Raw genomic sequence first — 14,133 nt, 5'->3', positions numbered from 1 at the left:
TGATAGACCGGACCGACCGACACGGAAGGAAGCGAAGCCATGAGCGAGCCGAGCAGCGCAGTCCCGAGCGAGATCGCGGACGCGGAGGTCGAGCGGAGTGACGCCGAAGGGGGCCAGGACGACCAGGCCGAGGGCGTGGACCTCGAGCTGAACGAGGAGCAGGTGGCGGCCTGGGATGAGGTGAAGGGCGACTACGAGGTGGAACCGGGCGGGAAGCCCGTGCCGAACAGCATGGACACCGGCGACACGGAGGCTGCCGCACCCTGAGGCTTTCAGGCTTCACGGCACCAAACGGCAGAGGATCGAGGCATACTCAGCCAAGCCACACCGGCAGCAGCGTTGTCCATAGCACCTTCGACCGATGCCAGCAGCAGTTCGCCACGTCGGTCCCGCACCGGTGCCTACGTTGCACAGATGACTCTGGGCGATCACCTCGGCTCGAGAGACAACGCGCTGAGCTCCTTGCGGCTGCTCCTGGCCGGGATCGTCATCGCCTCTCATGCCCCCTCCATCGGAGGCTTCGGACCTGAGCCGCGGGTGGGCGGCGGAACGCTTGGGGCGTGGGCCGTGGCCGGATTCTTCGCCATCTCGGGTTACCTGGTCTCTGGGTCACGCGAGCGCCTCAGCTGGCAGGACTTCGCGCTTGCGCGCATGCTTCGCATCTATCCCGGTTACTGGGGCGCCTTGTGCGCGGTGGCGCTCGGCTTCGCTCCGATCGGTGCCGTCGCGACGGGCTCACCGGTTGACCTGGGCGGGGGCCTTCGGTTCGTGGCCGTCAACGTGCTCGTGCCCGTGCAATGGGCGTTCGGAGATGCCATCGGTCAAGCGGCCCGCCCCGAGGCTTGGGACGGCCCCTTGTGGACCCTGACCCACGAGATGCTCTGCTATGTCGTGGCTGGCGTTGCCCTTACATGGCGTCTCGTCCGGAGTCGCCCCGGCGTGTGCGCGGCCGGTGCCCTGACCGCGGTGACGGCCGCCTCCCTCATCCTGGACGAGCTGGGCGTGGGCACCGGGCGACGCGCCATAGACCTGCTGCATCTGCTCGGGTTCTTCCTGGCGGGTGCCTTGCTCTGGGCGTTGCGAGAGCACGTGCACGCTAGGTGGTCCCTCGGAGCCCTGTCGTTCTGCGCCCTCGTCGTCGTAGGGGCAGCCGGGGCAGCGAACCAGCTCGCGGCGCTCCCGCTGGCTTATCTGGTCCTCGCGCTGGGCGCAGCCCTTCCGATACGGATCGGAGCGGTGCGCGACCTTTCCTACGGTCTATACATCTTCGGGTGGCCAGTGCAGACCACGCTCTACCTCCTCGGCGCATCGGCGTTGGGAAGCCATGCCTTCCTCCTGCTCAGTCTGGCCGCCACCCTTCCGTGCGCCTGGGCCTCGTGGGCCATCGTGGAAAGCCGCGCGCTGCGGCTGCGACGATCGGCACCCAGCCGTTCTCTGGGCCATCCCGACGTCCCCCACCTCAGCCGTTCCGACACCTCGGAGGCCCGGGCCTGCCAACGCTCCGTGTGAGATGGCACCGTCGGGGCCGTACACCGCCAAACCGGCCGGAAGGTGCCGGCACCAAGGGCACCCATGCGCACCCCGACGACTCGGGTTTTGGCGTCTTGGTCGTGGTGCGGCCGAAATGACGTCAGCTACTCACGGCCGGTGCTTGCCGTTTCGTGAGACGTTGTGCGCTCGTGCCGAAAGTCGATGTCGGGTTCCAAGTACATCACCAAGGTCATGTCCGGCTGCGCGGCTCGCGCCGCGGCCTCGGCGCGGTTGATGGCGTCGGCGATGCCGCGAGCATCCGACCCTGGGGACACCGCCAGCTTTGCGGCGACGAGCAGCTCCTCCGGGCCCAGGTGCATCGTCTTGGCGTGGATGATCCGCTCCACGCCGACGGTCGACTCGATGGCGCGCTCGATGCGCTGCCGATGCGCGGCCGTGGCGGACTCGCCGATGAGCAGTGACTTCATCTCGATGGCGAGCACCACGGCAACTCCGACGAGCAGCAGCCCGATGGCACCCGTTCCCACCGCGTCCCACACGCCGTTACCGGTCATGAGCGCCAGCGAGACGCCGATGAGGGCGAAGGCCAGGCCCACCAAAGCGGCGAAGTCCTCGAGAAGGATGACCGGCAGCTCGGGAGCCTTGGCCGACCGGATGAAGTCCTTCCACGACCGTGTGCCCCGAACGTGGTTGCTCTCGTTGATGGCGGTCCTGAACGAGAACCCCTCCATCGCCATCGCAGCCAGGAGGACCGCTACGGGTACCCACCACCAGCGACCCTCGATCGCCCCGTGCCCTGCCTGGGCCTCGTGCCACTTGTGGTACGCCTCGTACAGCGCGAAGAGCCCACCGACGCTGAACAGCACGATGGAGACGATGAACGCGTAGACGTAGCGCTCCCGTCCGAAGCCGAAAGGATGTTCCGGCGTCGCCGCCCGCTGCGCCCGCTTCCCACCGAGGAGCAGCAGGCCCTGGTTTCCCGCGTCGGCAACCGAGTGCACCGACTCCGCGAGCATGGAGCTGGAGCCGGACAGGATGAACGCCACGAACTTCGTTGCCGCGATCCCCAGATTGGCGGCGAGCGCCGCCAGGATCGCCTTGGTCCCACCCTCGGCAGACATGCGCCATACCCTAGTGCGCGGGTCCCGGCCCTGCCCGCCTCGTCCCTTCGGACGAGGGGCATCGGTGGAGCCCCGTTGGGAGCCGGACGGCGCGGCTATCCTCGGCCCACCATGAGGTGGTGGCATTGACCGAGACATCAGCACGCACGCGCGCGGCGTCCACGGGCACCGGCGAGGCACGGCCGGCGCCACGCAGCCGCGTGCTGACCATCGTGCCACCCGTGGTCATCGCCCTCCTCATGGTTGCCCTGTCGCGCTACGCGGGCGATGGCATCAGCGACCCCGACGCCCTCTGGCACATCCGTGCGGGCGACGTCCTGAGGCAGCGGTGGCAGTTCGCGGGGGACGACCCCCTCGGCACGTTCACCCACGGTCGGTGGATCCTCAACCAGTGGCTGGGCGAGCTGCTGATGTCCGTGACGCACTCGTGGGGCGGTCTGCCGGCAGTGGCCTGGCTTACGACGGTGGGCCGCATCGGCGTGTGCCTGGCGGTGTACGCCGCATGTGTCCGCCGTGCGGGCAGCCTCCCGGCCGCGGTTGTCACGGCGGCGACCGTCGTCGGCGTGGCGGGCGGCTTGAGCCCTCGCCCGCAGCTGGTGGCCTTCGTCCTGCTCGCCGTCACGGTGAGCGGTTGGCTGGCAACCGCGACGGACCTGCGGCCCCGCTGGTGGCTCGTGGGCACGGCGTGGCTGTGGGCCTGCTGCCACGGGACGTGGGTCGTCGGGGTCATGGTCGGTCTCGCCACGGTCGGCGGTCTCGTGCTGGAGCGTCGGCTCGACCTTCGCGGGGCTGTCAAGCTTGCGCTCCTGCCGATGCTGTCGGTGGTGGTCGCGACACTGACGCCACTGGGACCGGCACTGTTCTCCGGTTTCGCCGCTGTCCGCGCGGTGAGCCCCTACATCCAGGAGTGGCAGCACCCCTCCCCGACGTCGCCGTCGACCCTCGCTGTGGCGGCCCTCGCGACATCAACCCTCCTTCTGTGGTGGCGCCAACGAGAGCTTCGCTCCTGGTCCCGCCTGGCGCTGTGGCTCCTGGGCGTGGGGTGGGCAGCCCTCTACGCCCGCACGGTGCCGGTGGGAGCCATCATCCTCGCTCCGCTCGCAGCGGAGGCCGTGAGCCATGTCCTCGGGCGCCCAGCCGGCGCGTCGAGGTGGCAGAACCGTGTGGTCGGCCTGGGCGCTGCCCTGGCTCTCGCCGTCGGCGCCGCCGCGGCGGCAGCAGGCCCTCATGGCCCGGTTGGCGTCCCTGAACGCCTCTCCCCCGCACTGGACGCCCTGCCCGTCGGGTCGGTCGTCTGGAACGACGACGCCCTCGGGGGATGGCTGATCTACTCTCATCCCTCACTGCGTCAGACCGCCGACACCAGAGCCGAGCTCTATGGAGTGGCAGCGGCACGCAGCTACCTGATGGTCATCGCTGCGCGCCCGGGATGGGAAGCCCAGTTCGACCGGCTGCATCCGCAGGCCGTCCTGGTGGGACAGGGAGCGCCGCTCGTCGACGGCTTGGAGCGACGTGGTGGCTGGCACGAGGTCGGTCGAGACGGGGGCTTCGTCCTTCTCGAGGCTGTAAGCCCACCCTGACGGCCTACTGTGGGCCTTGTGAGCAGCGCCGAAGGGACCTTGGTCTGGGGACCCGCCCATCAGCAGCGTCAGCTGTTGGCGGCCGTGGTCGCGGACGCGATCACCGAGGTGCCGACCGCCCGAGTGGCGTCGATCGACCCAACCCTTGCCGACACGGCCGCCTTCTGCGAGGCGTACGACGTGGCGATGGAGCACTCGGCCAACTGCGTGGTGGTGGCCGGCAAGCGCGCGGGAGAGGCGCGGTACGCCGCCGTGCTCGTGTTGGCGTCCATGCGCGCCGACATCAACGGGGTTGTCCGTCGCCATCTCGACGTTCGCAAGATCAGCTTCGCGCCGCAGCCGCAGGCGGTCGCACTGACGGGGATGGAGTTCGGTGGCATCACCCCGGTGGGGCTCCCTGCGGACTGGCCGGTGCTGGTCGACACCGCCGTCGTCGCCGCCGGTGACGTGGTGGTCGGTAGCGGGCTGCGGTCGAGCAAGCTGCTGGTGGTCGGCGCCGACCTCGGGGCGCTCGCCCGGGCTGAGGTGCTCGACCTCACGCTCTAGCCACGGCCGAAGGACGAAGCGACTGTCGAGCCGGCAGCCCTGGTCCCAGGCGCACCCCACCGGGGAGCCCCGCGGCCCAAGCTCATGTTGGCTTTCGCGGCCGGAAGCACAGTAGGAACACGCCGTGCGCGTCCATCGCGGGGCCTACCGGGAGGGGCGTCGACGCTGTCGCCGACCACCGGCCCGCTGGGTGCTCCTGCCGGCTGCCTGGATGGGGCTGGGGCTGCCGCCCCCTCGCTCGTCCTACGGTGGGCGACTCAGCGGCCGCTGCGTCCCCGAAGGTCCGCCACGTGTGGGGAGACCGCGGGGTCGAGGCCGAGCCCGAGTGCGAGATACGTGGCCGCGAAGTCGGTCGTGGCGATCTGACCGGCCAGCCGCGTCAGCGGATGCCCAGGCTGCGCGGTCACCTCGCAGACCCGGACCCCGACCTCGCGGGCTGAGTCTGCCACTGCGTCAGCCAGCGCCCGGGCATCGGCGGCCTCCCGAGTCATCGGGTCAGGTGCAGCGTCACGAAGCATGAGCAGCGAGAGCCGCGGCGCAGCGGGCCCGTCGAGGTAGGGGTCGGCGAAGATGTCGTCCTCCGCCCTCGACCTGGCGGAGGAGGTGCTCCCGACCGTCGGCGGGTCAGCTGGAGCTTCGCCCCGGTCGGAGAACCGGGCCGTGTCCCAGGACCTGACAGCGGCCGCGTACGCGGTGGTGAAAGGCCCGTCGAAGCAGGCCACGATCTGGGCCGCGTCGTCGGGGAGCTCCCCGGTGGTGGCCGGCATGCGCGCGGTCCGAGCCAGCATCGAGGCGGCGCGCGCGGCCGCGACGCCGTTGAGCGGTCCGTCGCCGAGCACGACGGGCACGCCTTCGGCGAGGTCGGATGCGAGAACCTTCGCCGGGTTGACGAAGGACTCCGACGAGGGCCGGCAGCCCTCGGCGACCTCGTCGAGCCGGTCGGCGGTGTCCATCAACACGCGCTCGTCGACGTCGACGATGCCCAGCCGCCCGGCCCCGAGCAGCACCGGCGCCAGCAGCGACCACAGCGCCGTCCTGGAGGTCGTGCGTCCGCGGCCCACGTCGATGTGCACGCCGCGCGCCTGGGCGGCAACATCGGCCAACGGTGACTGTGCGGCACCCACGGTGAGGATGGCAGCGCCTCGCCGGGCCGCCTCGGCGGCCAGTGCCAGGGGGCCTGCGGCCCGTCCGGACAGCGACACCGCGATGACGAGGTCGAGCGGCCCCACCCACCCCGGAAGCGGGACGTTGCGCCGCACGCTCACCGGCACCGGCGACCCCGGCTCCGCGAGCAGCTCCAGGACGTCGGACACCACCGCTGAACCCCCGAGGGACGCGACCAGGACGGACCGCGGCCGCTCCCCGCCGGCCACCCTGGCGATGCCTCCCTCGGCAGACAGGTCGACCGCCTCGCGCACCTGAGCGCCCGCAGTGGCGAGACTGCGCAGCGTGCCCCGGGAGTCCAGTGCCGCCAGGGCCGCCTCGCTGTCGATCCGCGCCTCGTCCAGGAAGGGGCTCATGGCGCGCGGGCTCAGGCCGGCTTGCGGGCTTCGTCGACCAGCAGCACCGGTACGCCGTCGTCGATGCGGTACTGCAGACCGCACCCCCCGTTGGTGCAGTGCAGCTCGGGACGTCCACCGACCTCGGCGTCCGCCAGCTCCGAGCGACAGGCCGGGCAGCGCAGGATGTCCCGTAGCCACGGTTCGATCCGGGCACCGTTGTCCGCCATCAGCCTTCTCCTCTCACGAGGGCAAGGACATCGTCCCGCACCTGTGTCATCGTGTCTGCATCTGCCGCCTCGACGTTGAGCCGAAGCAGGGGTTCGGTGTTCGACGCTCGTAGGTTGAGCCACCACATGGGGTCGTTCGACCGTTCCGGATGGGTCGCCGTCAGCCCGTCCAGCTCGTCCAGGTCGGCCTCCCGCTCCAGTGCCCAGCGGCGAACCCGCTCCGTGGCCGCTTGCACGTCCGCGACAGTGGAGTTGATCTCACCGGACGCGGCGTACCGGCTGTACTGGGCGGCCAGTTCGCTCAGGGACTGGTCCTGTCCCCCCAGCGCCGCCAGCACGTGCATGGCCGCGAGCATGCCGGTGTCCGCGAACCAGAAGTCACGGAAGTAGTAGTGGGCGCTGTGCTCGCCCCCGAACACGGCGTTCTCGCGCGCCATCCGGTCCTTGATGAACGAGTGACCCACCCGGCTGCGGATCCCCCGAGCCCCGTGCTCCTCGATGATCTGTGGGACGGCGGCCGAGGAGATGACGTTGTAGACGACGGCGACGTCGCGCGCGGCCGTTCCCGACGCCACCTCGCGGCCGATCTCCCGCGTCGCGACGAGAGAGGTCACCGCACTGGGGCTGACAGGTGCGCCCGTCTCGTCGACGACGAAGCAGCGGTCGGCGTCGCCGTCGAAGGCCAGGCCGAGGTCGGCGCCGTGCTCCACCACCGCCCTCTGGAGGTCACGGAGGTTCGCCGGCTCCAACGGGTTGGCCTCGTGGTTGGGAAACGTGCCGTCGAGCTCGAAGTAGAGCGGCACGACCGTCAGCGGCAGGGCGTCGAGCCCGCCCTCGGTGCCCAGCACGACCGGGACGGTATGGCCCCCCATGCCGTTGCCTGCGTCGACGACGACCTTCAGCGGGCGGATCCCGGAGAGGTCCACGAGGCCGCGCAGGAACCGGGCGTAGTCGACGACGAGGTCATGTTCGCTCAGCCGTCCTGGTGTAGTCGCCTCCGGGCCGGCGCTCGTGCCTGAGTCCAGGAGACTCTGGGCGAGGTCGCGCACAGTTCCCAGGCCCGAGTCCTGCCCGACCGGACGGGCGCCGGCGCGGCACAGCTTGATGCCGTTGTACTGCGCCGGGTTGTGGGAGGCGGTGAACATCGCGCCCGGCAGGTCCAGGGCCCCACTGGCGTAGTACAGCCCGTCGGTGCTGCACAGCCCGACCAGGGTGGCGTCGAGTCCGAAGGCGTTGACCCCGGCCGCGAAGGCGCGCGACAGCTCCGGCGAAGAGGGCCGCATGTCGTGGCCGATGACCACTCCGGGCGCGTCCTCGGGCAGCGCGATCGTCTGGGCGAAGGCGGCACCGATGGCCCACGCCACGTCGACGTTGAGCTGTTCGGGCACGACACCGCGTACGTCGTAGGCCTTGACGAAATCGGAGAGTACGGGGCTGGGCACGCCCGAAACCCTAGCGGGGTCAGAGGTCGCGCAGCACCCGAAGGTGACCACGACGGCCCGTCTCGACGGCACCCGAGGCATCTTCGTCGCCGGCGCGCACCCGGGCCGGACCCGCGTGAGGCGCCTCGCCCAACCGGGGTCTACCCGCCTCGCGGACAGCGTTGGCAAGGGCCAGCAGGTCGTCGTGCGAGGGCTCCGGCTCGACGTACTCCCCCGAGAGCCGGACGATCTCCCACCCGCGTGGGACGGTGAGCCCTTCGGCGTGGTCGGCACAGAGGTCGTAGGTGTGCGGTTCGGCGTACGTGGCGAGGGGCCCGACGACCGCCGTCTGGTCGCCGTACACGTAGGTGAGCGTGGCGATCGCGACCTTGGGGCACGCGGTGCGGGAGCACCTCCTCGACAGACTCACGCGGGGACTCTATGCCAGCGCACGGAGGGCGGTGCGTCGGCACGCCGTACGCTGCGAACATGAGCGCACCCGCACCCGGCAGCCCACGCCGACCGGGACCGCGTCGGGACCGGCACGGCCGCGGTGTACGAGGTCCGCTGGCGTGGCCGGCGGTGCCGGCGATGGCGACCCGCCGAGAACAGTTCGACGAGCTGGTGCTCGACAGTGCGAGCCGGCTCGAGGCTCGCCTCGGCCCCCGGTACCAGGACGTCCAGTTCGCCGTCGAGGACGTCCCTCCGACCGACCCGGCACCGTGGGAGCGGGACGGCGCGCCGCTGGGTCGCGTCTTCCCCGCTCAGGGCCGCCGGGCCGCTCGCGTCGTGGTGTACCGGCGCCCTGTCGAGAGCCGCGCCCAGGACCAGCGCGAGCTCGCCCTCATCGTCCAGGACGTCGTCGTGGAGCAGGTCGCAGCCCTCTTCGGTATGGCGCCCGGTGACCTCGACCCCCGGTACGGCGACGACTCCGACTGACCAGGCACCGGCAGCGTCCGCCAAGCCCTTCCTAGGGTGTCGCGGGGCGCAGACCAGGCGTCGTGGTGCGCAGCGCCGAGTCCCGCAAGGGCGTGCTCGTGAAGAGAGTGCCCTGGGCGTCGTTCACCCAGGACACGACGCCGGCATGGACCTCACCGGCCCCGGACAGCCTTCGCACCCAGACGGACGTCGCGCCGGCGACCGGCACGGCGCTGGTGGTGTCCGGCGCGACCTGCGCCGTCTGGCTGCGGACCGCGCCACGTGCGTCCACCGTGACCACCTGCACGGCAGCGGAGTCGCCGGTCGCGGTCAGCCACAGGTTCCGGGAGAGCGGCGTGGAGCCCGCTCCAGGGCTGTCCAACGGCAGCCCCGCCACACCAGCCAGCCCCTCGGTCGACGCGCTCCACGCCAGGTCGCCGGGCGCCGAGCCCTTGACCCGGTACGTCAGGGCGGCCGCCACGACGGGCACGTCCGCGCGCACCTGGATCCCCACGGTGGCCGCCGGCAGCCGCGACAGGTCGATGTCCGCCACCGAGCCACCGTCGACGCGGACGACCGCACCCGACGGCAGGGCGCGCGGTCCCTGCGCGGTCAGTACGCGAGCCTGCACGACCGCCTCGCCGCTGCCCGGGACGGCGACCCTGAGGACCGCCTTGCCCTCCACCGGCACCGCCGGGACCACCTGGACCCGCGACGGGGCCGCGCTCGGCGTCGCGTCGTCGGAACCTGCGGCCCGGGTGCCGTCGAGCCACAGGTCGTTCACCACCGCCGAGACGAGACCCCCCTGCGCCACCACGTGCACCGCCGGAGAACCGAGGTCGCCGGAGATCGAGTCGAGCAGCACCGCCGCCCGCCCGTGCGCCGGCACCACCACTCCCTTTCCGTTGGACGACGCGACGGGGCCCTCCCCGCCGTGCAACGTCACGTCGACGCTCACCGGGTTTCCGCCCGGGTTCGTCAGGACAAGCCGCTCCTGACGACCTGGCGCACCGCCCCCCGCCAGGATCCAGAACTCCGCGCCTGCCTGCTGACACGGCGCCGAGCCGAGTGAGCGCTGGTCCCCGCTGGGCACGAGCCACGCCTGGGTCGCGGCGATGCCCGGCGCCATGGACTGCGTTCCCGAGACCAGGACGGCTGACGCCTTCGCGACGCCGGCCCACCCGACCTTTCCTCGCGAGGTGAGAGCAGGAGCCAGGTCACCCCCCGGCAGCCCGGTGAGGCTGAGCGCTCCGGCCGTCGACGCAGAGCGTAGACCGCCCAGCGCAGCCACGGGGGCGGCTGCGGCGGTGACTCGTACGGGCACTGCGAGGTCCTTGAGCCCGGGCACGCCCTTCAGCTCCGGTCCAGGACACACCAGCTGCGAGCCCCGCACAGGGCTCGTGGCCGCCGCGACGCTCGAGTGCTGCGCTTGCGCAGGCGCGACCGTCACGGCCCCGGTGGCCCGCGTCGCTCCGAAGACCAGACCAGCCCCAGCCGCAGAGACCAGTAGGGCGCGGGCGATCCCGCTCCACGACACCTTCATCTGCGCGACACCTTCATCTCCACGAGACCTTCACGGACGACAGCCTCATCGCCGCCTCCGCGGAGCACGAGTCCCGACCGGAACGGCGAGGAACACGACCAGGAGCAGGATCAGCCCCTGGACGTACCGCCACGCGACGTCCGTCGGAAGAACCGTCACCTGTACCAGATGCGTGCCGGTAGGCAGGGGGTACTCGGCCCCGGCCTGGCGCACCGCCCCGCCCGGTGTCGTTGTCGCTGCAGCCGGGGCCGTTACGGCACCGTCGACCGTGACGCGGGCATGTCGCGCCCACTCGAGTGGCTCGGCGAGAACGAGCGAGGCGCCTGGGGGCACCTTCACCGTCGCACGCACTTGCCCGTGGTCTCCCACGACGGGCAGACCGTGTTGCTCGGCCTTCCAGACAAGGCGCGCCCGGGACGGGGCCAGCGCGTCGTCCGTCCCCCGCGCACCGCCGGCCGTGACGCGCCAGAACAGCAGACCGTGGTGCTCACCGAGTCGGCTCAGGCCGGCCGTGGCGTCGAGGGTGCGGATCCGCGGGTCGGTGGGATCGGTACGGAGGCCGACGAAGCCGACGGCCAGGTCGGACAGCTGACCGGCCGCGTCCAGCTCGCCCGGAGCAGCGCCCTGCTCGAAGAGGGCTCCGACGGCAGTCGTGAGCACACCCTGACCAGGAGCTACGGACGCCGTGCGTGGAAGCACGCGCGCCACGTCCCCCGGCTCGCGTCCGAGCAGCCGGTAGGTCAGGTCCGGACCGGCTGGCTGCAGCAGCAGCATGCGGTTCCCCAGCCCGGTCTCGGCCTGGTCCAGGGCGACGGCGGGGCGCGGGTCCTGCCAGCTCCCCAAGGCGTCGCCCACCGTGCGCCACACCGTCCACGACGCACCGCCCAGGACCGCTACGACCACGGCCGCGGCAACCGGCCAGCGAAGCACCGCGGGCCAGCCGCCGCGGGCACGGCGTACCGCGAGCCCGTCCGCGCCGAGCAGCGCGGCCGCGAGCAGGGCCAGGGCGGCGACCAGCAGCCCGGTACCCGCCCAGGCGGTGATGTCCGCGCCCGCATGCGGCGACCCGGGCGGGACGGTACCCAGCCGGACGCGCGGCGCGACGACGGCGTACCCGAGCCCCGTGAGCCCGGCCACCCCGAGCGCGGTGCCGGCCGCCCCGCGCCTCCCCGAACGCATCAGCCCCAGCAGGCCCGCCACCACCACGGGGGCCGACAGGAGCACAGGGTAAGAGGCGGGACCGCCGGGATGCAGCAGGGCGAGCTGCCACGGCAGCGCCTGGGAGGCGCCCCAGACGGAGAGCCCGGGGCCGGTGAAGACGAGGTAGGGGTGGATCAGCAGGGTCTGCACCCACGGGCCGAGGAGCAGCACGGGACCGAGGGCCAGGGCGAGCGCGCGGATCCTGCCGGTGCCACGCGCGAGTACCCCGCCGACCAGCGCCGCGGCGACGAGCAGGACCAGCAGAGCCGGGACGAAGGCGCCGAGGACGGCCGCGCCGAGCACCGTCGCCGCAGTGGCGGTCGCGGAGCCGGAGCGACGCACGGCCAGCGCGAAGCCCGCGGCGACGAGCGGCAGGAGGATCGTCGCGACGACCGCCGCCAGTCGGCCCGCGGCCACGGCGGAGGTCAGCATCGCGGTGGTCGACCATGCCACGGCCGCCAGGGCGCGCGGCCACTGCGAGCCCGTCACCACACGGGCAGCCAGGTAGGCCGCCACTGCGGCGAGCGGCATGGCGAAGGTGACGAGAAGGCCGATGACGGCCCCGACCGATGAGTCCGGCGCAGCGACGACGGGCAGGTGCTCCACGAGCCACGCCAAGGCTGCCAGCACGACGAGGTGCGGCCCCTGCTCGCCTGCCTGCCCCAGACCAGAGCCGTGCCAGCCGTCGAGCCAGGTGTGCCACAGAGGCCCCGCGGAGGCGTGGACGCCGGGGAGCTCGCCTCCCGACAGGCCGCTGCGGAACCGGTCGAGGAAGCCGCCGCGCATACTGCGCTCCGCGACGACGGCCACGGCAGTCATGACCAGCGCCGCCAGGAGACCTGGGTTCCGGGCTGCCCGCGACACCACCGTCGAGCCCAGCACGTTGAGGTCCTGGACCTCGTCCGGGACCGGGCCGGTCTCGAGACTGCCGAGCTCGGAACCGGGGTCGCCCTCGCGCCCGGACGGCACCTGGTCGTGGAGTAGGTCGCCGGTGTGGCGCAGCACGGCGCCTGAGGGTACGAACAGGCCCTGCAGGTCCCGCCGACGAACGCGGCGGGTCCCCCGCGAGCGCCACCTGGCGCCCAGCACGCGTCCGGGAGTGAGCAGCGACCCGACGTCGGAGAGCTCCGCCCAGGCGGCGCGCGGCCGCTTGGCGAGCACCAGGAGCAGCGCGCCAACGATGCTCGTCATCGCGATCCACAGGCTCAGCAACGGCATGGCCCACCAGGCACAGCGGGCAAGCGCGACACGGCGGGCCTGGCGCCGCCTGCGGGTGGTCGCCTCCAGACTCACCACTCCCTGGACATCCGACGCCCCAGTGCGCATGGTCGCGCGCGGCTCGACGACCACGCGCCGGCCGGCCTGCTGCGCCCGCCAGGAGAGGTCCAGCTCCGAGCCGAACTCGCCCAGTGCATGGTCCGGTCCGCGCAACGTCTCGAACAGCTCCCGTTCCACGAGCATCCCCGTGGCGGGCACGGCGAGGACGTCGGAACGGCGGTCGTACTGGCCCTGGTCCGGCTCCCCCTGGGCAGGAGCAGGGAGCACCCGTCCGGCGCGGGTCAGCTGCAGACCGACGGAATGGAGGGCTCCGGGACGGTCCCACTGAAGCAGCTTCGGCCCTGCGACAGCGACGGAGGGCGAGCGCCGGACGGCGTCGAGAAGCCGCGCCAGGGTCGTCGGCGCGGCGGCACTGTCGGAGCTGAGGATCCACAGGTGAGCGGTGTCGGGGGCTTCGGCGCCCGGGCCGGTGGCCTGGGTCTCAGCTCGGTCGGACGCCCCGGTGGACGATCCGTCCGGCGCCACCGCAGCGTCGGGCCCCTGCGCCAGCGCCGCCCGTACCGCTCCACCGAGCGAGTAGGAGCCGGGGACGGTGACGAAAGAGATGTCAGGTATGACGTGCTGCAGGGCGACGTGCGCGCGTACCAGCTCCACGGCGTTCCCGTCCTGCCCGGCGTCCACGACGAGCAGCCGCTCGGGGGTCCGCGTCTGGCGCGCGAGTGAGTCGAGGGTCTGAGCCAGGCCCGCTGCGGAGCCGCGCAGCACCAGCATGGCGGTGACGGTCGCGACCGGAGCGGCCGCTCCAGGGCGGTCCGTCAGGCGGTGCGGCGGGGCAAGGGTCATCCGCTGGTCACACGGAAGTCGCCGCGGCGACTAGACCGCACGCTTCTTGAGCTTGCGACGCTCCCGCTCGGAGAGTCCGCCCCAGATGCCGAAGCGCTCGTCGTGCGCCAGGGCGTACTCGAGGCACTCGGCCCGCACCTCGCACCCGACACAGACCTTCTTGGCCTCGCGGGTGGAGCCGCCCTTCTCAGGGAAGAATGCCTCTGGATCCGTCTGGGCGCAGAGCGAGCGCTCCTGCCAGGACATCTGCGCCTCGTCGCCCCCGTCAAGGGCGACCAACTGAAGTTCCTGCACGGCTTCCTCCTCGACCCGGTACGCCGCTGCTGTGACCAGGAAGATCACAACAAGGGAATTACACGCGTGTCATACCTGGTTCGTCAAGCCGAACTCTGATATTTGCCCGATCCGCTCAGCCTTGATAACGGACTGCGCGACACCGCCTGAACCGCTGGGGCGGCGAACT

13 protein-coding genes are annotated in these 14,133 nt (G+C 72.0%); 5 read left to right on the top strand and 8 right to left on the bottom strand.

Going from position 1 to position 14,133, the window contains the following annotated elements; translation table 11 throughout:
- Window positions 1-39: 39 nt before the first annotated feature.
- Both PHA84_RS02330 and PHA84_RS02325 read left to right on the top strand, forming a co-directional pair.
- Complete coding sequence (locus PHA84_RS02330; protein WP_270886476.1) at window positions 40-267, top strand: hypothetical protein; 228 nt, start codon at window positions 40-42, stop codon at window positions 265-267.
- A gap of 147 nt (window positions 268-414) precedes the next feature.
- Window positions 415-1,509 carry an acyltransferase family protein gene (locus PHA84_RS02325; protein WP_270886475.1) on the top strand — a complete coding sequence of 365 codons (1,095 nt, stop codon included), beginning with the start codon at window positions 415-417 and terminating at the stop codon, window positions 1,507-1,509.
- A 125-nt stretch (window positions 1,510-1,634) separates the two neighbouring features.
- Here the strand turns inward: PHA84_RS02325 and PHA84_RS02320 are convergent, their stop codons facing one another.
- Window positions 1,635-2,612, bottom strand: coding sequence for a cation diffusion facilitator family transporter (locus PHA84_RS02320; RefSeq protein WP_270886474.1), 978 nt, complete (start codon window positions 2,610-2,612; stop codon window positions 1,635-1,637).
- 125 nt (window positions 2,613-2,737) lie between these two features.
- Here PHA84_RS02320 and PHA84_RS02315 point away from each other — a divergent pair, with 125 nt between their 5' ends.
- Window positions 2,738-4,192, top strand: coding sequence for a hypothetical protein (locus PHA84_RS02315; protein ID WP_270886473.1), 1,455 nt, complete (start codon window positions 2,738-2,740; stop codon window positions 4,190-4,192).
- A gap of 18 nt (window positions 4,193-4,210) precedes the next feature.
- Window positions 4,211-4,738: a YbaK/EbsC family protein gene (locus tag PHA84_RS02310; protein ID WP_270886472.1), complete on the top strand. Its 528-nt coding sequence runs from the start codon at window positions 4,211-4,213 to the stop codon at window positions 4,736-4,738.
- A gap of 257 nt (window positions 4,739-4,995) precedes the next feature.
- Here PHA84_RS02310 and PHA84_RS02305 read toward each other — a convergent pair whose 3' ends face one another.
- From PHA84_RS02305 to PHA84_RS02290, 4 genes are read right to left on the bottom strand one after another with little or no spacing between them, the layout of a single operon-like run.
- On the bottom strand, window positions 4,996-6,258 hold the full coding sequence (locus PHA84_RS02305; protein ID WP_270886471.1) for an SIS domain-containing protein: 1,263 nt from the start codon (window positions 6,256-6,258) through the stop codon (window positions 4,996-4,998).
- An 11-nt stretch (window positions 6,259-6,269) separates the two neighbouring features.
- Window positions 6,270-6,467 carry a Trm112 family protein gene (locus PHA84_RS02300; RefSeq protein ID WP_270886470.1) on the bottom strand — a complete coding sequence of 66 codons (198 nt, stop codon included), beginning with the start codon at window positions 6,465-6,467 and terminating at the stop codon, window positions 6,270-6,272.
- Complete coding sequence (locus PHA84_RS02295; RefSeq protein ID WP_270886469.1) at window positions 6,467-7,909, bottom strand: phosphomannomutase/phosphoglucomutase; 1,443 nt, start codon at window positions 7,907-7,909, stop codon at window positions 6,467-6,469. Before PHA84_RS02295 ends, PHA84_RS02300 begins: the two co-directional genes overlap by 1 nt.
- Window positions 7,910-7,928: 19 nt before the next feature.
- Window positions 7,929-8,318, bottom strand: coding sequence for a DUF3499 domain-containing protein (locus PHA84_RS02290; RefSeq protein ID WP_270886468.1), 390 nt, complete (start codon window positions 8,316-8,318; stop codon window positions 7,929-7,931).
- 59 nt (window positions 8,319-8,377) lie between these two features.
- On the opposite strand from PHA84_RS02290, the gene PHA84_RS02285 reads away from it, so the two are divergent.
- Entirely contained in the window at window positions 8,378-8,827 is a 450-nt protein-coding gene (locus tag PHA84_RS02285; protein WP_270886467.1) for a metallopeptidase family protein, read from the top strand.
- A 31-nt stretch (window positions 8,828-8,858) separates the two neighbouring features.
- Here the strand turns inward: PHA84_RS02285 and PHA84_RS02280 are convergent, their stop codons facing one another.
- Genes PHA84_RS02280 through PHA84_RS02270 form a run of 3 tightly spaced genes read right to left on the bottom strand, consistent with a single transcriptional unit; the run spans window position 8,859 to window position 13,916 of the window.
- Complete coding sequence (locus PHA84_RS02280) at window positions 8,859-10,349, bottom strand: DUF5719 family protein (RefSeq protein WP_270886466.1); 1,491 nt, start codon at window positions 10,347-10,349, stop codon at window positions 8,859-8,861.
- A gap of 45 nt (window positions 10,350-10,394) precedes the next feature.
- Entirely contained in the window at window positions 10,395-13,670 is a 3,276-nt protein-coding gene (locus tag PHA84_RS02275; RefSeq protein ID WP_270886465.1) for a glycosyltransferase, read from the bottom strand.
- 30 nt (window positions 13,671-13,700) lie between these two features.
- Complete coding sequence (locus PHA84_RS02270; RefSeq protein WP_153269213.1) at window positions 13,701-13,916, bottom strand: WhiB family transcriptional regulator; 216 nt, start codon at window positions 13,914-13,916, stop codon at window positions 13,701-13,703.
- Window positions 13,917-14,133 lie beyond the last annotated feature (217 nt).

The organism is Pedococcus sp. 5OH_020, from assembly GCF_027812955.1.
Taxonomy (GTDB): Bacteria; Actinomycetota; Actinomycetes; order Actinomycetales; family Dermatophilaceae; genus Pedococcus.
This window is presented reverse-complemented; position numbering and strand designations above follow the sequence as displayed.

What these genes read in the sequence shown, in the direction of transcription:
- PHA84_RS02330 (WP_270886476.1), top strand. Translation starts at nt 40, where the DNA reads ATGAGCGAGCCGAGCAGCGCAGTCCCGAGCGAGATCGCGGACGCGGAG.
- PHA84_RS02325 (WP_270886475.1), top strand. Translation starts at nt 415, where the DNA reads ATGACTCTGGGCGATCACCTCGGCTCGAGAGACAACGCGCTGAGCTCC.
- PHA84_RS02320 (WP_270886474.1), bottom strand. Translation starts at nt 2,612, where the DNA reads ATGTCTGCCGAGGGTGGGACCAAGGCGATCCTGGCGGCGCTCGCCGCC.
- PHA84_RS02305 (WP_270886471.1), bottom strand. Translation starts at nt 6,258, where the DNA reads ATGAGCCCCTTCCTGGACGAGGCGCGGATCGACAGCGAGGCGGCCCTG.
- PHA84_RS02300 (WP_270886470.1), bottom strand. Translation starts at nt 6,467, where the DNA reads ATGGCGGACAACGGTGCCCGGATCGAACCGTGGCTACGGGACATCCTG.
- PHA84_RS02285 (WP_270886467.1), top strand. Translation starts at nt 8,378, where the DNA reads ATGAGCGCACCCGCACCCGGCAGCCCACGCCGACCGGGACCGCGTCGG.
- PHA84_RS02280 (WP_270886466.1), bottom strand. Translation starts at nt 10,349, where the DNA reads ATGAAGGTGTCGTGGAGCGGGATCGCCCGCGCCCTACTGGTCTCTGCG.
- PHA84_RS02275 (WP_270886465.1), bottom strand. Translation starts at nt 13,670, where the DNA reads ATGACCCTTGCCCCGCCGCACCGCCTGACGGACCGCCCTGGAGCGGCC.
- PHA84_RS02270 (WP_153269213.1), bottom strand. Translation starts at nt 13,916, where the DNA reads ATGTCCTGGCAGGAGCGCTCGCTCTGCGCCCAGACGGATCCAGAGGCA.